The organism is Phycisphaerae bacterium (assembly GCA_035275405.1).
GTDB lineage: Bacteria > Planctomycetota > Phycisphaerae > UBA1845 > UTPLA1 > DATEMU01.
The window spans coordinates 397,190-413,385 of the sequence record DATEMU010000015.1 but is presented as its reverse complement, the minus strand read 5'-3'; the positions used below and the strand labels follow the sequence as shown (position 1 = coordinate 413,385).

Annotated in this window: 17 protein-coding genes and 2 tRNA genes; 14 read left to right on the top strand and 5 right to left on the bottom strand. The window is 62.2% G+C overall.

The window, feature by feature from the left end:
• Positions 1-5: 5 nt before the first annotated feature.
• The gene (locus tag VJZ71_19480) at positions 6-713 is read right to left on the bottom strand and encodes a methyltransferase domain-containing protein (protein HKQ50264.1); all 708 of its coding nucleotides are present in this window, start codon (positions 711-713) and stop codon (positions 6-8) included.
• Between the two features lie 19 nt (positions 714-732).
• Complete coding sequence (rsmD, locus tag VJZ71_19475) at positions 733-1,332, bottom strand: 16S rRNA (guanine(966)-N(2))-methyltransferase RsmD (protein HKQ50263.1); 600 nt, start codon at positions 1,330-1,332, stop codon at positions 733-735.
• An 85-nt stretch (positions 1,333-1,417) separates the two neighbouring features.
• On the opposite strand from rsmD, the gene hisS reads away from it, so the two are divergent.
• From hisS to VJZ71_19450, 5 genes are all read left to right on the top strand, one after another.
• Positions 1,418-2,734 carry a histidine--tRNA ligase gene (gene hisS / locus VJZ71_19470; protein ID HKQ50262.1) on the top strand — a complete coding sequence of 439 codons (1,317 nt, stop codon included), beginning with the start codon at positions 1,418-1,420 and terminating at the stop codon, positions 2,732-2,734.
• Complete coding sequence (locus tag VJZ71_19465) at positions 2,731-3,267, top strand: HYExAFE family protein (protein HKQ50261.1); 537 nt, start codon at positions 2,731-2,733, stop codon at positions 3,265-3,267. The genes hisS and VJZ71_19465 overlap by 4 nt, the downstream gene beginning before the upstream one ends.
• Before the next feature lie 80 nt (positions 3,268-3,347).
• A complete protein-coding gene (locus VJZ71_19460) occupies positions 3,348-3,578 on the top strand; it encodes a hypothetical protein (GenBank protein HKQ50260.1) in 231 nt (76 codons plus the stop codon).
• A gap of 9 nt (positions 3,579-3,587) precedes the next feature.
• A complete protein-coding gene (locus VJZ71_19455) occupies positions 3,588-3,878 on the top strand; it encodes a hypothetical protein (protein ID HKQ50259.1) in 291 nt (96 codons plus the stop codon).
• A 47-nt stretch (positions 3,879-3,925) separates the two neighbouring features.
• On the top strand, positions 3,926-4,225 hold the full coding sequence (locus tag VJZ71_19450) for a hypothetical protein (GenBank protein HKQ50258.1): 300 nt from the start codon (positions 3,926-3,928) through the stop codon (positions 4,223-4,225).
• 109 nt (positions 4,226-4,334) lie between these two features.
• Here VJZ71_19450 and VJZ71_19445 read toward each other — a convergent pair whose 3' ends face one another.
• Positions 4,335-4,967: a winged helix-turn-helix domain-containing protein gene (locus VJZ71_19445; GenBank protein ID HKQ50257.1), complete on the bottom strand. Its 633-nt coding sequence runs from the start codon at positions 4,965-4,967 to the stop codon at positions 4,335-4,337.
• Between the two features lie 76 nt (positions 4,968-5,043).
• Here VJZ71_19445 and VJZ71_19440 point away from each other — a divergent pair, with 76 nt between their 5' ends.
• The 6 genes from VJZ71_19440 to ahcY all read left to right on the top strand — a co-directional run bounded on the left by VJZ71_19440 (position 5,044) and on the right by ahcY (position 12,085).
• Positions 5,044-5,478, top strand: coding sequence for a hypothetical protein (locus VJZ71_19440; protein HKQ50256.1), 435 nt, complete (start codon positions 5,044-5,046; stop codon positions 5,476-5,478).
• Positions 5,479-5,481: 3 nt separating this feature from the next.
• Positions 5,482-5,823 carry a redoxin domain-containing protein gene (locus tag VJZ71_19435; GenBank protein ID HKQ50255.1) on the top strand — a complete coding sequence of 114 codons (342 nt, stop codon included), beginning with the start codon at positions 5,482-5,484 and terminating at the stop codon, positions 5,821-5,823.
• 106 nt (positions 5,824-5,929) lie between these two features.
• On the top strand, positions 5,930-7,405 hold the full coding sequence (locus VJZ71_19430) for a hypothetical protein (GenBank protein ID HKQ50254.1): 1,476 nt from the start codon (positions 5,930-5,932) through the stop codon (positions 7,403-7,405).
• A gap of 199 nt (positions 7,406-7,604) precedes the next feature.
• Entirely contained in the window at positions 7,605-9,524 is a 1,920-nt protein-coding gene (locus VJZ71_19425; protein HKQ50253.1) for a hypothetical protein, read from the top strand.
• Between the two features lie 94 nt (positions 9,525-9,618).
• Positions 9,619-10,599 carry a metalloregulator ArsR/SmtB family transcription factor gene (locus tag VJZ71_19420; GenBank protein ID HKQ50252.1) on the top strand — a complete coding sequence of 327 codons (981 nt, stop codon included), beginning with the start codon at positions 9,619-9,621 and terminating at the stop codon, positions 10,597-10,599.
• A 58-nt stretch (positions 10,600-10,657) separates the two neighbouring features.
• A complete protein-coding gene (ahcY, locus tag VJZ71_19415; protein HKQ50251.1) occupies positions 10,658-12,085 on the top strand; it encodes an adenosylhomocysteinase in 1,428 nt (475 codons plus the stop codon).
• Positions 12,086-12,235: 150 nt separating this feature from the next.
• On the opposite strand, the gene VJZ71_19410 is transcribed toward ahcY, so the two are convergent.
• Positions 12,236-13,879, bottom strand: coding sequence for a hypothetical protein (locus VJZ71_19410; protein HKQ50250.1), 1,644 nt, complete (start codon positions 13,877-13,879; stop codon positions 12,236-12,238).
• Positions 13,880-14,003: 124 nt separating this feature from the next.
• Between VJZ71_19410 and VJZ71_19405 the strand changes: the two genes are divergently transcribed.
• Together VJZ71_19405 and VJZ71_19400 are read left to right on the top strand one after the other, a co-directional pair.
• Positions 14,004-14,086: transfer RNA gene (locus VJZ71_19405), tRNA-Leu, on the top strand.
• A 139-nt stretch (positions 14,087-14,225) separates the two neighbouring features.
• Positions 14,226-14,311, top strand: a tRNA-Leu gene (locus VJZ71_19400).
• A 67-nt stretch (positions 14,312-14,378) separates the two neighbouring features.
• Here VJZ71_19400 and VJZ71_19395 read toward each other — a convergent pair.
• Positions 14,379-14,864: a GNAT family N-acetyltransferase gene (locus VJZ71_19395; GenBank protein ID HKQ50249.1), complete on the bottom strand. Its 486-nt coding sequence runs from the start codon at positions 14,862-14,864 to the stop codon at positions 14,379-14,381.
• Between the two features lie 287 nt (positions 14,865-15,151).
• Between VJZ71_19395 and pip the strand changes: the two genes are divergently transcribed.
• Positions 15,152-16,192, top strand: coding sequence for a prolyl aminopeptidase (pip, locus tag VJZ71_19390; protein ID HKQ50248.1), 1,041 nt, complete (start codon positions 15,152-15,154; stop codon positions 16,190-16,192).
• Positions 16,193-16,196 lie beyond the last annotated feature (4 nt).

Sequence of the window (16,196 nt, the reverse complement as noted above, 5' to 3'; positions counted from 1 at the left end):
ATCGATTAGCGGCCTTTCTTGCGAAATCGAAGCAGGTAATTTTCCGTGAGGAACGGCGTCGCGGGCTGGTCGACGAGGTCGAATCCCGCCGCCTCGATCTCCTTGATGACCTCCTCCTTGCCGGCGCGGACGTGGTCCAGGACCCACGCTCGGCTCTTTCCGGGGATACGCTCAAAATCAACGATGACGAGCGTTCCGCCCGGTTTCAGCGCGCGGCGGATCGATGCCAGCATGCTTCGGGGGTATTCAAAATGGTGATACGTGTCGCAGACGAAGGCCAGGTCAATTGACCCGGCGGGAAGATTCGCCGAGCGCTCGGCCCCCAGGACGGTCGTGACGTTGTCAAGGCCGCGAGACCGCGCCTCCTTCTCGATCCTCTCCACGAATTCGGTCTTGATGTCGCCCGCATAGACGCGTCCCGTCGCACCGACGGCCTTTGCGAATATTTCGACGAAGATGCCCGTTCCCGCGCCGACGTCCGCAACGTGCATGCCTTCCTGAATCCCCGCCGCCCGGGCGATTCGTTCGCGCTCCCGATAGATTTCGCGGCTCTCGGACTCGAATCGTTCCACCCACGTCGGCAGCGGCGTCTCCTGGTATTCCTGATTCACGCCCGGTCGGACACTTTCTTCGGGCGCGGCACATCCCACGGCGAACAGAGTGCACAGGATGGAAAAAAAACAGGGCGACTTGAAGTGCGTTCGGAAAGGCATTTGGGCGTTCCTGGCGGTTTTACATTGTCGCTGTACGGGCCAGCAACGTAATCGCCATCGTACCCCAGACGCGACGGTCCATCGAAGCCCAGCCACCGGGCAGCTCCGGAGGCAAGGCGAGGGCCGCGTCGTGCCGCCAATAAGCCAGCGCGTCGGGCGCGACCGGCACGCTCGCGCCGAGTTTTCCGAGCAATCGGCCCATGATGGAATTCGGCGCCACATCCTCGCTGAGCCGGTAGGGGGGATCGAGAAAGATCAGCCCAAAGGCCTCGGCGGCGAGCGGTCGAGGCTCGGCCCGCTCGGCGGGCTCCGGCCATACACGGGTTCGCTTGACCAACCCGAGTTTTTCCAGGTTTGATTGGAGACAGCGAAGCGCCGCCTGGTCGGACTCGACAAAGACGCAGGTCGCCGCACCCCGCGACAAGGCCTCAATGCCCAGACTTCCTCCGCCGCTGAAGATGTCGAGGACGGCCAAGGGGGGCAGATGCCCCGGCTGCGCCAGCCGCGCACCGAGCCAGTCGAACAGGGCGACTTTGACGCGATCGAGGATGGGCCGGGTGCCGCAACCCGGCGGGGCCTCCAACGATCGTCTGCGAAACTCTCCGGCGATGACGCGCATGTGGCGAGTATAACGGCGTGCATCAACCTTTGACGCATCGGGAGGGCATTTCTAGAATCGGCTCCGTCCACTCGGGATTCGCCGCATGAAGATTCAAGGTGTCAAGGGAACGCGCGATCTGTACCCGGAGCTGCTCGCGCCGATCCGGCATATCTTTGACGTCTGGCGGCGCGTCTCGATCCGTCACGGCTTCGAGGAGTATGAGGGTCCGACGCTCGAATACCTCGACCTCTACCGGGAAAAGAGCGGCGAGGAATTGGTCGGTCAGCTCTATCGCCTGACCGACAGCGGGGGACGCGAGCTGGCCCTGCGGCCGGAGATGACGCCGACGCTGGCGCGGATGGTGGCGGCGAAGGTGAGCGCGTTGCCCAAGCCAATCAAGTGGTTCAGTATCCCGACGCTCTTTCGGGGCGAGAACGTCCAGCGGGGGAGACTCCGAGAGTTCTACCAGTGGAATATCGACGTGATCGGGACCGCCGATCCGCTGGCCGACGCCGAGTGCATCCTGGTCGGCGTCGAAGCGCTGCGCGAACTTGGCCTGACCGCCGCGGATTTTGCGGTGCACATCAGCAATCGGCGGCTCATGTCCGCACTATTGGCGGCGGGGGGGATTGCCCCTGATCGTCACGACCAGGCCTTCGCCTTGATGGACAAAGCCGGCAAACTCGATGCTGCCGAATTCGCCCGGCGTTGGGATGGGGCGTTTGCTACGAATCTCTCGGCCGCAGCCCTTTCGGAGTTGATGGCAGCCAAAGGCCTCGCTGAACTGGAATCCGTCGCAGTACGCCTCGGCGAGCGAACCGCCGCGCTGGATGAAGCCGTGGCCGAGACCGGCCGGCTGATGACCATTCTCGATAATTTTGGAATTACAGAATTCTGTAAGATTGATCTTCGCGTCGTCCGCGGCCTGGCGTACTACACCGGGCCGGTCTTCGAGTTTTACGATCGTTCGGAAAAAGAGCGGGCGATCTGCGGCGGGGGGCGCTATGACGACCTGTTGGGCAAGCTGGGCAAGTCCAAAGAGCCGGCGGTCGGCTTCGGCATGGGCGACGTGGTGTTGTCGCTGATCCTGGAAGAGAAGGGACTGCTCGGGGCGGTGCGGCGGGGGGGGCTCGCGTTTGTCGCGGACGCCATCGACGGCATGCGCCCGCACGTATATCGAATTGTCGCGGATCTTCGGCGAGGAGGTGTCACTACGGAGTTTTCCTACGCGCCGCAGGCCTTTGGCAAACAGATGAAGCTGGCCGACAAGCTCGGCGCGCAATTCGTCGTGATCGTCGGCGAAGACACGCGCGTTCGACAGGTCGTCAAAATAAAAAACATGGCGGGGGGGGGCGAGCGCGAAGTATCCTTAAAGGAATTGTGCGCGGAGCCGATTCGATTCCTTGGGCCGGCCAAATGAAGGTCCGCCGCAGTCATTATGAATTGGCCTTCGAGGCCTACCTCGATCGCCGGGGGACGCCGTATGTGTCCGTCGAGGACGTGCGGCACATGGTCAAGGGACGGACCGGGGCCAAGGCGTTTGACTATGTCGTCTATCCCGCCGCGGGACCGGCCTGCCTTGTCGATGTCAAAGGGCGGAAGTTTCCGCAGCGCACCGACAGTGGCGACTGCCGCCAGAAAAACTGGGTGACGCGATCCGATGTCGATGGCCTGCTCACCTGGCAGGAGCTGTTTGGCGACGGCTACGAGGCGGTCTTTGTCTTCGCCTACTGGCTGGCCGAGCCGGACGGTCTGCCGCCTCCGCTCTTCGACGATGATGACGTGCTGCGATTCTCGGGTAGGCGCTATCGATTCTGGCTCGCCCCAGTGGGGGAGTATTCCAAACACTACAAGCGGCTTTCGCAGAGCTGGGATACCGTCTGCATTCCCCGAGACGAGTTTCTGAAGCTGAGCCGTTCGCTGGAGACGGTATGGCCGGCGGCCCCTTGCTGAGGGAAATCAACCGCCCACGACTGCATCTTTAGCAATTGCACGGTCGCAAGGGCGGCGTACAATCCGATAGGCAGGATAGCATGAAATACCGATTCCGATTACTGGCGCGGCGACTGGTCTTGTCGGCCGCGCTTCTGGCGGCCGCAACGACGGTGGCGGGGGCGCAGATCAACGACCCGTCCGTAAAGGACGGCAACATCCAGTTGCTCCCGGAAAAGAGGCCCATTGTGGAATACGTCCTGGCGGGGGGGTTCCTCCTGGCGGCGCTGGCCGTCGGTTTCAAGCCCACCAAACGGGCGGGAAGTGAATAGGGTGCCATCATGACGAAACGTGCGGTCATTGTCCTGCTCGTGGGGCTCAACCTGCTCCTGGCGGCAACGTTGATTCTCTCCGCGTCGCGACCGCCCGCGGCCTATGCCCAAGCCGCGCCGCTCGGACAAAATTACCTGATGGTCGCCGGTGAGATCCGCGATGCACTCGACGGCCTGTACGTCATCGACCTGGCCCAGAGACGGATTCACGTCTTCATACCCAACCGCGATCAAATCAACCGCCGGATCTTTCATTCCGGCTGGCGCGATCTGAACAAGGAGTTTCGCGGCGCCCGCTAGGCCCGTGGCGGCCGGCCCCCGTGCCGGCCGAAGAAGTGGAGAATGCCATGAACGACAACCGCAACCTGGCTATTGGAATCCTGACCGTGACCGCAACAATCCTGTTCGTCGGCGTGGTTTTCTCGACGATGGGCGGACGCAATGAGGCCCTGGCCCTCGGCCAGCTCGATCGCGGCGGGGATTATGTCATGGTGACCGGCCAGTTCAGTGACACCGAGGAATTGATCTATGTCACGGATGCCGCCGCACAACGGATGAACATTTACAGTTACAACGCAACGAATCGTCAATTCACATTATGGGATTCGATCGACCTGCGGACGGCCTTGGGAGCGGCCGGTCGATGAGGTTCTTAATCCGTGTTTGTATGCGCGGCTCCCCCATCGAACGCAACATAACAGTCATTATGGGACGTTTAATTCCTCGTTGCATCTGCCATCCAGGACGTTGTCCTCCTCAACTGCGGTCCCAATTCATCCGTCGAGTAGTCCAGCTCCGGCCGTTTCCTCCGAAGACCGCCCCTAAGGTGTGCGTGACCAGTAGCGCGACCCGTCCCCGCTTCGTCAATTCGTATGCATTTCTCGTCGCCATCGTAAGGACGCCGGCCCGTTCCAAAGCCCGCAAATGGTGATACAGCGGCCCGGTCTTCAGGCCGACAGCCTTGTGCAGGGCGAAATGCGTCGCCGAACCCTGCAGAATCGCCCGAAGGATGCGGATCCGATCCGGATGGGCCAGACCGGCCAGCATCCGGGCGACGTGTCCCGCATCCACGGCGCCGAATATCGCCGCCTTGGGTCGCCGTCCCGGCGTGGGATGAAACCGCCCCACCCGCGCGAATCCAATTTCAGCCTCCGATCCCTCACGCTCCAGAACGGCCAGCAAGATGCCTAGACCGAATCGATGGCCCGTCCGGTCGAACTCCGGAAAGAGTGTTCGTGCGGTCGACTCTGCCCCGACCCGTCCGCGGCTCTTGCTTTGCCGGACGGATTTCCGCCTGATCGCCGTATTGAGGACGCGAGCATTGCGCGGCATTGTGCCGCCTACCGGCCCTCCTGTCGTGGCCCTCGACTTCTTGCGCAGACTCGGCATATCATGGTCTCCCGTGTACGATGCCTCCCCGATGTTTATCGGTTATTCTGTTATTCTGTAAAAAGTGAAACCGAATATGGCCACGCTTCCAAACGAAACAACCCCATTTACTGCGCGCCCTCCCCGGCGAACATGGCTGGCCGTGTTAGGGGTTGTCTTGTGCCTCGCCGCCCCCTTCGCTTACATGGCCCTGCTGGATCAACCCTTCCTTCGCTCGACCGGCCTCGCAGGTTTCGGATTGCTGATCGCGGGCACGCTGCTCGGCTGGGTTGCAGCACTCCAGGACCCACGATGGCGCATCCGGATTCTCGCCATCATCGAGACGCTCTTTTTGGTATTCGGCATCTATGGTTTCTTTGGTCTGGGCGCCGTACCGGAGTCCCCGAGTTTCGCCGCTCTGACTTCGCCGCCCGACTTCTCGCTTCCGGATCACACGGGCCAGCCCGTCAAACTCAGCGACGCCTACTCCACCGGTCCTGTCCTTCTCGTCTTCTATCGCGGCTTCTGGTGAACCTTGTGCGTCTCGGAGCTCGTGGGGCTCCGCGGAGTTTCGGATGAGATGCAGCGCCGCGGCGGGCGGCTCATCGCCGTCTCTGTGGACAAGCCAGAAGATTCCGCCAGAGTCGTCGAGCAGAAGAAACTGCCGTTCTCGATCCTCGCCGACGTTGATCGCAAGGTCATCACCGCCTACGGCCTCGTGCACAAGGGCGGCGGCCCACACCACGAGGACATCGCCATCCCCGCGCACCTGTTGATCGCGCGCGGTGGGTCGATTGCCTGGCGCCACCTCCCCCGCCGGATCCAGGATCGCCCCTATCCTGCGACGGTTCTGGACGAGATCCGCAAATTGAAATAAGCCGGTAATTTTGCCCGCGTGGCAACCTGCTGCCGAGTGAGTTCGCCCTTATACTCCTTTTCATATTCCGTCGAGATTCGGCGGCTGATTGAAACGAGGCAAATGCGTGCCCAATAGACTTTTATGCCTGCTGGTGACGTTGCTGAGCGCCCCCGCAACGTTGGCGGCCCGGCCCCTCATGGACCTCGTCCCTGCCGACAGCCTTATTGTCTATGCCGCCAAGCCCTACAAACGACTGCTCCCCACCTCGCGCCCTGACGGTCAGCCGACCTTTTCCATCGCGTCGATCGCCGCCGCGCTGAACGCTGCTGGACTCATTCCCAATGAAGGACAGGTCTTCGCCGACATCGCCGGCGCGTTGCCCCTTTTCGGTCAATTCGAACATGCCGTCGTTCTCCTGGAAGTGTCGAGTCGTGTCGTGGAGCGCAAAGATCTGACCGCGAGCGCCCCTGCGGAACTCGGCCCCAGCCTGCGACTCAAAAGTCTACAAACCGCCGTCATCTTTCGCACCGGCGAACAATCGTCCGCCGTCCTTCAACAACTCGATCGCGTCATCGGCCGCTATACCAATCAGGGAGTGGCGCAGCTCACGACGCAAAAAGAAGCCGGCTATTCCTACCAGCGTCTCGTCGACGAACGCCTTCCCGGCTGGGCTATTTGGGAATGGGGTCGCCTGGACGAGTTTTACGTCCTGAGCTTTGGCGAAGGCGCGTTTATGAAAGTGGCGAAGACCCATGCGGGTCAAGTGCAGCGGCTGGCCGACGATGCCTGGTTTCGCAGCGCGCTGGCCAAGACGCACGGCGACAAGGCCCTGGTCCACGGGTTCTTTGCTCTCTCTCGGCTTCGCGAGGGGCTTGGCGATGCGGCGCAAGGCCGCGTCGCGCGCGTCGCCGATGCCTTGCAGGCCTCCAACATGACCCACGATCTCTGGACGATCGGCCAGGAGGGTCGGGCGCTCACGTGGTATCGCTGTTACCACCGCGACGGCGAGGACTTCATTCGCACCTACAGCGAACCGGCGAGTTACCCCCCCCACCATCGGCGTATTGTCCCGGACACCGCACGGCACATCGCCATCATCAACGCCCCCACGCGCTGGCTCGTGGACAATCTGCCCCGCGCCTGGATCGCGGCCCAATCCGAGGGCAACTTGCGCAAGTGGAAACGCGCCTGGCGGACCCTTGAGCAGGAAACCGGAATCGATATCGGCGGCAACCTCATCGAGCACCTTGGCCAGACCATCGTCATCTTTGATTACCCCCCCCACCCGCTGGACATCCCCTTCGCCCTGACGGTCGCCATCGAAATCAAGAACCAACGGGCCGTGCGGATGGCAACCGACGCCCTGCTGGGCGCCTGGAGCCAGTATCTTGACGATCGCGCCGAGCGGAATCAGACGGTGCTGGTCAGGGTCAAAGTCAAACGGGACGACGATGGCATCTGGTACCTCCAGGCGGGCATTCTCGGTCCGGCGCTTAAAGTCACGGATCGATACGTGGTCATCAGTTGGTCGCCGCAGGCCTTGCGCGACGCCTTGAAATACATCGAGGCTCCCACGGGCAAGGGACTTTCTTCCCGGTAACCGCTGTCTATCGGACCCGTCACGCCCCAAAAAATGCCGGCCCTTCGCGAGTGGCGCACTCTCCCATTGACTTTACGCCACAAACGTGATAAATATAGCATTCACAACGTGTTGGCTGCATGCCTGGCCATTGGGGAACCAGCTTCGTCGAACGCGAAGCCTGCTGGCCCGAAACTCGGAACCGTGAGGTCAAATTCTCGTGGCGAACAAACCCGCCGGGATCGTCGGTTTCGTCGTCGCGCTCGTCATCGTGGGCGCATTGGTGGCGACTCCTTTCTACATGGGGACACTCCGGTCGGATGCGCAGGCCCTCGACGACGCGGTGCGCGAGGACGTGGAGGCGGTGCGCCGCGCCGTCCTCAACCTCGATGAAGACCTTGCCGCCTACGTGAGCATGACCGCGTCCGTGGGACCGCCCGCCGAGGAGCCCGCCGACGAGGGCTATCGCACCCCACCGGGATTTCCTGACGACGATCCCGTCTTTAAGAAGTCGTTGATCCGAGATCTCAATCAATCGATTGAAATGCTTCAGCGCGTCCAGGAGCACGACCGCGAGCGCGGCACGACCGTCCTCGGAACCGAGACGATCGAGCGCCGAAAACTGAAGGTCGACCGGACCGTCACCGACTTCAAGAACAAGTACCTGAAGTCCGGGGAAAAGCTGCTGCGCGAGGCGGAGTCGAGACTGAGCCAGCTCCGATCCGTCACTCGCGGCACCGCATCCTCTGCCAATCACCTGGGCGTCAATCGCATCAAGGGCATCTTCTTTCTGGCGAAGGGCCGGATTCAAGCCAACGGGGCGGAGTTCGAGCGATTGCGGGCGACGGCGTTCCGACGCACGGCCCAGGAGCGCGTCCCCGCCCTGCTGCAACTCAAGCGTCAGGTCGAGGCAATCGACGCCCAGATGCCGGCAGAGCGACTCGCGGCGATCGACCAACGGCTGCAGGGAACGCAGACCGGGCTTGCCGCGTTGAGAGGCGTAATTCAACAGCTCGGCGGCATCGTCGCCGCCCGACAGGAGCAGGTCGCCGAACTGGAGCGCAGCTCCGCCGAAGCCCGCCAGGGCCTGGCCGAACTCGGTACGCAGCGCATGGCGTTTGGCGACTATTCGTCCCGCTATCTGGAGCTGTCCGCGGAGGCCCGCAAGGCCGAATCCGAAGCGACCGCCCTGCGCACGGGTACGCTGCGCGGCGCGAAGCCCGTGGAGACCTTTACCGCCGATCCGACGCCGCCGGTCTACGAAGGCGGGGCCCCGGATGCCGGCTTGGATACCCTGACGTTTCGTCTGGAGCAACTCAAGGGTCAGGAATCCGCCCTCAAGAACATGCAGAAGGAGCTGGAGTCGCAGCGCGCGAGCGTTGCCGAATTGGAGCAATCGTTGAAGCGCCGGCGCGGCGAGATCGTTCAGCAGATCGACGGCCAGTCCTCTCAAGTCCAGGAAGTCCTGGCTCAGGCGGCCGCACATGAAGAAAAGGCGGACAAGGCGGCGGAAGATGCGATCAAGTCCTTGAAAGAAGCGGCGCGTGCGGCGAAGGATGCCGTGAAAGCCGCCAAGGACGTGACCAACGAGGCTCGTCAGTCCGCGAGCGCGGGCGGCAACGTCGACGAGCGCCTCCAGCGCGTGAGCCAGGACGTCGACACGGAGGCTTCGATGCACTGTCTGGCGGCGGAGTGTGCCTACTCGATGGCCCTGCTGCGCAGCGAAAAAATCCAAGCCCTTCGCGAACAAGCCAAGATCACGGGATGGCTCGCCGCCGCAACCGGTGGCGAGGCAACGGCGAATGTCAGCGAGATGGATAAGCTGCAGACCGACGCCGCCAATGAGGCCGCCGACGCCCTTAAATCGTATGACTTGGCGGCCGCGCTGATCGGCAAGGCCAGTTACAAGGCCGACAACACGTCAATCAGCGGCAAAAACTACCTTTGGCAGGTCCAGGTGGGCAAGGCCGCGGTTCACCTGCTCCTTGCGGCCATCCACGCCAGCGACCCCGAGAAATCCGCAACGGAAAGGGCCCTGGCCTACGATTTGCTCAAGGAGGCGGCGGAGAAACGCGAGCAAAGCCCCCTGCTGACGCCCGCGATCGAGACCATCGTTTACCTCCAGAAATCCGCTAAATAGCCCCTCTATCAGCCACGGGAAAGCCACGGAGGGCACATGGCCCATTCCGCGCTTGACATCGCACACCGGGCTATATATCCTTCAATCCGGATATATGGATGCAACATCGTTTACCCCCGCCGCTGCTCAACCGGAGCTGTTCCGCGCGTTGGCCGAGCCCACGCGCCAGCGGCTGGTTCAGATCCTCCTCTCCGAGGAATTGAGCGTGACCGAACTGATCACGGTGTTGCGACTTCCTCAATCTACCATCTCGCGGCATCTCAAAGTCCTCCGCGCGGCGGACCTCGTTCGCGACCGCCGCGAGGGGGTTACCACTTATTACACGGCCGCGCCGCTTGACGACGTCGATGACCTGCGCGGGGCGATCCACCGCTGGCTCGCCCGTCGTCCCCTGCCCCAGCCGCTTGTCACGCGGCTCCAACGCGTCCTTCGTCGCCGCGATGACGGTGCCGCCGGTTTCTTTCAGCGCATCGGCAAGCGCTGGGACGAGCTCCGCGAGGCCGCCTTCGGCGAGGCCTTCGCGACCGAGGCGTTCGCCGCCCTTCTGCCGCGCGAGTGGACGGTCGCCGACATCGGCACCGGCACCGGTTTTCTGCTGCCCATTCTGGCGGACAATTTTGACCGCGTCATCGCCGTCGAACCGGCGGCGACGATGCTCGAATGCGCCAGGCAGCGCGGGGCCGAGTGCGGCGCGACCAACATCGACTTCCACGCGGGCGACCTGGATCGCCTGCCGATCGAGGACCACACTTGCGACTTGACCATCGCCTGCCTGGTCCTGCACCACGTCCCCGAGCCGGGGCGGGCCCTGGCGGAGATGCACCGCGTCGTGAAACCCGGCGGCCGCATTCTGGTGATCGAACAACGGGCCCACGAGAACCAGGCCTTCTACGAAATGATGCAGGACCGCTGGTGGGGCTTCGAGCGCGGCGATTTGGCCAGACAGGTCGCGGCAGTCGGGTTCGGCGATGTCCGTCATCACGACCTGCGCATGGTCCAAGCCAAATCCGGCGCGATCGACTCGCCCGGTCTGTTTGTTTTGACGGCATGTAGGGCGGGTTCTACCCGCCGATGATACGAATGGCGTGCGAAGCACGCCCTACCACGGAGACTATGAAATGGCGACAGCGACGATGACGGAAGATTTCAAAGTAGCGGACATGAATCTCGCGGCGTTCGGTCGCAAGGAGATCGAACTGGCCGAGCATGAAATGCCCGGTCTCATGGCCATCCGCGAACAATACGCGGGCAAGATACCGCTCGCGGGAGCCCGCATCACCGGCTCGCTGCACATGACCATCCAGACGGCCGTCCTCATCGAGACACTCGTCGAACTCGGCGCGGACGTCCGCTGGGCGAGCTGCAACATCTTCAGCACCCAGGACCACGCCGCCGCGGCCATCGCCAAGGCCGGCATCCCCGTCTTTGCCTGGAAGGGCGAGACGCTTGAGGAATACTGGTGGTGTACGCTTCAGGCGCTGGTCTGGCCGGACGGCCGTGGCCCGACGCTCATCGTCGACGACGGCGGCGACGCGACGCTGCTGGTCCACAAGGGCGTCGAATACAACAAGTCCGGCAAGGTCCCCTCCCCCGACTCGACCGACGTGGAGGAGATGCAGATCATTCTCAAGCTGCTCACCGTCGAACAGAAGCGTGACTCGCAGAAGTGGGTCAAGATCGCCAAGGAGATCGTCGGCGTCTCCGAAGAGACGACGACCGGTGTGCATCGGCTCTATCAGATGAAAGAAGCCGGCACCCTTCTCTTCGCCGCCATCAACGTGAACGACTCCGTCACCAAGAGCAAGTTCGACAACCTCTACGGCTGTCGCCATTCGCTCGTGGACGGCATCATGCGGGCCACCGACATCATGCTCGCCGGCAAGGTCGCGGTCGTCTGCGGCTACGGCGACGTGGGCAAGGGCTGTGCCCAGAGCCTTCGCGGTCAGGGCTGCCGCGTCATCGTCACCGAGATCGATCCCATCTGCGCCCTGCAGGCCGCGATGGAGGGCTACCAGGTCCTCACCCTCGAAGACGTCGTCGAGACCGCCGACCTCTTCGTGACCGCCACGGGCAACTTCAACATCCTCACCGTCGATCACATGAAGCGGATGAAGCACAACGCCATCGTCGGCAACATCGGCCACTTCGACAACGAGATCGACATGGCCGGCCTCAAAAAGTTCCCCGGCGTGAAGCGAATCAACATCAAACCGCAGGTCGATGAATGGGTCTTCCCCCCCACCGCCGGCAAGCCTGACGGTCACTCGATCATCGTCCTCGCGGAGGGCCGGCTCCTAAACCTCGGCTGCGCGACGGGCCACCCCAGCTTCGTGATGAGCAACAGCTTCTCGAACCAGGTTATCGCCCAGATCGAGCTCTGGCAGAACCACGCGAACTACGAGAAGAAGGTCTACACGCTGCCCAAACACCTCGACGAGCGCGTCGCCCGGCTGCACCTGGACAAGCTCGGCGCAAAGTTGACGAAGCTGACGCCCAAGCAGGCCGACTACCTCGGCATCCCCGTGGACGGGCCTTACAAGTCGGAGCACTATCGATACTAGGCCGGGTCCGGCACCGTTGATCGCTCGATGATGCGACGACCCGTCGATTGCGCGGGGCGATTCCGATGCAAGAGGCCGACTAGCCCATTCCCCGGCCGATCGCAAATTGGCGCCGGCCACGAATCACCCGGCGCCCCTCGCGCGCTGGTTTCAATTTCCGGAAAGTAGTGCGGTGCAAAACAACCGGACATCGCGGCCGTCGGGCAGGCCGTTTTCATCCATGTCGGCGGCAAGGATGCGCCGGTCTTCGGTATCGAGACCCAGCAGTACGTCGACGAAGTCCGGGACGTCGAAGAGATTAATCTGCGCGTCGCCGTTCATATCACCCAGGAGTGGCGGGAGGCCGAGTTCCGGCGGCGGAGCCAGTGGATCGCCGATGAACTCGCGATAACGCGTCAACCAGAATTGATAGTCCACCAGGTCCACGCACCCGTTGTCTTCCATGTCCGCCCCGGCGGAGTATTCAAATGCCTCCTGACAATATCCAAACGCCGCGAGAAAGAGCCCGAAGTCGTCGCCGTCGATGTCACAGTCCTTATCGATATCCCCATCCTTGAAACACCCGGTTCCGGCTCCGGGACCGATCATCAGCGTGTTCAGCGTCCGGCTCGGCGTGCGAAACAGACCCAGCGAGACGTTGCCGTAGCACGTCGGCGGCGCGTCCGCGTCGAAGCGGAAATTGTACAGCGTCGCCCAGCGCAGGGCGTTGGCGTTGATGTTGTCCGCAAAGGGCTGCGTGGCCCAGGAAATCGAATTCGACGAGACCGTCGCGGGCCAGTCCGCTCCGCTATACGGCTCGCCGCTGTGATAGTCCACGTCGTGAAACCCGATGTTCGTGACGGTCACTCCCTCGGGGAGGTCCACCGAAAAGGTCCCGCCGGATTGGAAGGAGTTGAGGTTCTGCACGGCGTACTCGTAGTGCCAGGTGCACCCGCCGAGGAACGTGGCCTGCCCGGCGACCCAGAAGAAGCCCAGGTAGCCGGGGCCTCCATCGTCCGTGACAAAGATTTGCGCGAACTGGACGGTCGGATCGTCCGCCACCCACGCCATGATTCCCGGCTCCATCTGATAGGTCGGGCCGATCGCCGAGGGCTCGAAGGGAAAGGTCGGCGTGAAGGTAATCTCACGCCACGAGGCGTTGTTCCAGGCGTTGTTGAAAAGGGCGTCGTCGGACGCGACATAGTGGCCCTCGACGAAGTAGCGCGCCCCGGGATTCAGGGCCGCTTCGAGGTCGCTGTCATGGACCTGAAGCCGACGACCAATGCCGGGCGGCGCGCTGGGCGCCGTAAAGGGGTAGGGAAACGTGCCGCGCGAGGCGTTGACCTGCGACTTCGGGCCCAGAAGCGTTTGGTTGCCGTTGAGAAACGCAATATAGGTATCGGAGCAGCCGACGCCGAGCGTATCGCTTCCTTCCGTCGGAATACAGTCACCGCAGAACGGCTCGTCTTCAGCAAGAAAGCCGTGTTTGAGCCAGGCCTGGCCGATTTGCTCGAAGCGGCCGTCCTTCAGCCGGAACATGTTTTGCGAGATGACGGGGTGCAACGCGCTGGTGGAATACCAGTTCACCGGCAGACTGCCGACGTTGCAGGACTGCGTGCCCATGGAGTAGGCGGAGATTCCGCCGGTCGATGAGCGGCGCAGTATGTCGCTGGCGTCATCGTTGCCCGCCAGCTTGCTGACGATCACATCCGGGCCCGTCGATTGCGCCGTCGCCCGCGCGCACCACGGCCCGAAGGCGGCAAAGGCGACCACCAATACCGGGCCGCAAAGGCGGCGCTTTAACGGGACGCGCATCGGGGACTCCCAGGCCGATTATCGGAGGTGCGACCTCTTTCCCTACCGGTTAGAAACGGACGAGACATTAAGTATAATCCGGCAGGGCCGGCGTTTTCCACTGCAGGAAGGGGTCGGTCCGGTCGGGCGTGTGGCGGAATGGCAGACGCTGGGGATTTAAAATCCCTTGTCCGTAAGGACGTGCGGGTTCGAGTCCCGCCTCGCCCATCAACTTGGTCCAACGACTCACCTATCAGCAATCCGCCCGACGTCGATTGGGTCGATGGCGAATCGTGTGCCTACGAACGATTCGTTGACGCACGGAGACTCAACGGCTACGCTTCATCCTGCCCTCAGGATCCCCCCAGCCCGGGTGGCGGAATTGGCAGACGCGCTAGGTTGAGGGCCTAGTTCCGGTTATACGGAGTGCAGGTTCGATCCCTGTCCCGGGCAGTTCGTATCCCCGAAAGGTCGACTCACCAATTGACCGGATCGCGCGACGCGATGGCCGCCGTTGGAACTAACCCGCCAAATCGTCCATTGCTTTTCCGGACAGGCTGAACACGCGCCACCCGTCCAGCGGCTTGGCGCCGAGGGTCTCGTAGAATCGAATCGCCGGCTCGTTCCAATCCAAGACCACCCATTCCAAGCGTGCGCATCCCCGGTCCCGCGCGATGGTAGCCAGCCGGGCCAAAAGGCGACGGCCGATGCCTTTTCCACGAAGAGCGGGACGAACGAAGAGGTCTTCCAGGTAAATCCCCGGCCGGCCCGCGAACGTCGAATAATTCTGGAAATAGACGGCAAAGCCGGCGGGTTGTTGGTCCACGGTGGCGATTAGGGCCTCGGCCGCCGGTTTGGGGCCGAAAAGCGTTTGCGCGACGCGCTCCTCCGACGAGACGACATCCTGGGAAAGGCGTTCGTATTCTGCCAACTCGCGGATGAAAGAGAAGATGAGCGGCACGTCGCTCCTGGTGGCAGGACGGATATCGATTTCCGGAGTGCTCATGTTTTCATCTCAACAAAAGGGCCTTCTCTCGAACACGTAGCGACGACCCCAGCCAAGGTGAGAGTGACGGCCGATTGTCTGAGTCGATCGACACTGCATTTTAAGGGTCGGTGGATGTGCATGTCAGGGTATTTCGTTAGGTACGTACAGGCCTGGTACTGATTGGCCAAAGATCGGGGTTTTGCATCACGGAGCAGCTCGCTTTTCGCCCGGGCGGAGATTCTTTACGCTACGGCTCTCGACAGCGGCGTTGTGGCCAAAGCGGAAACAGCCTGGAGCCCGGAATTATGCGCAGAATCGTCGCGTTCACCATCGTCTTTTTTCTCGCAGAGAGCACCGCAATCAGCGCAGGGCCGGGAGACGGCAAGCCGCTGAACGACTACTACCCGGAAATTGAACCCTACCTGACCGGGTACCTGAAGGTCAGCGACCTTCACGAGATCTACTACGAAGAATCGGGAAACCCATCGGGTTTGCCGGTGTTCATGCTGCACGGCGGGCCGGGAGGCGGCAGCTATCCGGAACTGCGGCGTTTCCACGACCCCAAAAAGTATCACATTGTCACGTATGACCAGCGCGGAGCGGGCAAGAGTAAGCCGTACTGCGAGTTGAAAGAGAACGACACCCCCAGCCTGGTGGAAGACATCGAGAAGCTGCGCAGGCTTCTCAGGCTGGAAAAGATTCATCTCTTCGGGGGGTCGTGGGGCTCCACGCTGGCCCTGGCGTATGCGGAAAAATATCCGAAGAATGTGTCATCGCTGGTGATCCGGGGCATTTTTACCGGGGCAAAGCGAGAAATCGACCATTTCTATCATGGGCCGGTCGGAGTTTACTTTCCCGAGGTGTATGAAAGGCTTCAAGCGGTTCTGCCGAATCCGAAACGGCTCGACTATCCCCGGCAGCTCTTGGAGATGATGACGGGGAAGGACGAGGCGCTTCGTAAGAAGATCATTCGGGCCTGGGCCGAGTACGAAACCAAAGTGGGCGCCCTCGAGGTCAGCGACGAAGAAGTCCAGGAATCACTCGAAAGTTGGGACCCGGCCAGTTTTTCGCTGATTGAAAACCACTACATGGCGAATCAATGCTTTCTGGAGGAAAGCCAACTCCTGCGCGACGCGGGCAAGTTGGCCGGCATCCCGACGGTCATCGTCCACGGGCGTTACGATGTAATCTGCGCGCCGCGAATTGCGTACGAGCTACACAAGGCCATTCCGGGATCTCGACTGGTTTTCGTGGAGGCGGCCGGCCACGGGGGCGGCGCCCAGCCGATGCGCTCCGCACTGATAGAGGCTGTTCGCTCGTCGGAAACTATGTCCACGAATAAATGACGAC

Coding starts and splice junctions, on each gene's coding strand:
- VJZ71_19480 (HKQ50264.1), bottom strand. CDS start 713: ATGCCTTTCCGAACGCACTTCAAGTCGCCCTGTTTTTTTTCCATCCTG.
- rsmD (HKQ50263.1), bottom strand. CDS start 1,332: ATGCGCGTCATCGCCGGAGAGTTTCGCAGACGATCGTTGGAGGCCCCG.
- hisS (HKQ50262.1), top strand. CDS start 1,418: ATGAAGATTCAAGGTGTCAAGGGAACGCGCGATCTGTACCCGGAGCTG.
- VJZ71_19465 (HKQ50261.1), top strand. CDS start 2,731: ATGAAGGTCCGCCGCAGTCATTATGAATTGGCCTTCGAGGCCTACCTC.
- VJZ71_19460 (HKQ50260.1), top strand. CDS start 3,348: ATGAAATACCGATTCCGATTACTGGCGCGGCGACTGGTCTTGTCGGCC.
- VJZ71_19455 (HKQ50259.1), top strand. CDS start 3,588: ATGACGAAACGTGCGGTCATTGTCCTGCTCGTGGGGCTCAACCTGCTC.
- VJZ71_19450 (HKQ50258.1), top strand. CDS start 3,926: ATGAACGACAACCGCAACCTGGCTATTGGAATCCTGACCGTGACCGCA.
- VJZ71_19445 (HKQ50257.1), bottom strand. CDS start 4,967: ATGCCGAGTCTGCGCAAGAAGTCGAGGGCCACGACAGGAGGGCCGGTA.
- VJZ71_19440 (HKQ50256.1), top strand. CDS start 5,044: ATGGCCACGCTTCCAAACGAAACAACCCCATTTACTGCGCGCCCTCCC.
- VJZ71_19420 (HKQ50252.1), top strand. CDS start 9,619: ATGGATGCAACATCGTTTACCCCCGCCGCTGCTCAACCGGAGCTGTTC.
- ahcY (HKQ50251.1), top strand. CDS start 10,658: ATGACGGAAGATTTCAAAGTAGCGGACATGAATCTCGCGGCGTTCGGT.
- VJZ71_19410 (HKQ50250.1), bottom strand. CDS start 13,879: ATGCGCGTCCCGTTAAAGCGCCGCCTTTGCGGCCCGGTATTGGTGGTC.
- VJZ71_19395 (HKQ50249.1), bottom strand. CDS start 14,864: ATGAGCACTCCGGAAATCGATATCCGTCCTGCCACCAGGAGCGACGTG.
- pip (HKQ50248.1), top strand. CDS start 15,152: ATGCGCAGAATCGTCGCGTTCACCATCGTCTTTTTTCTCGCAGAGAGC.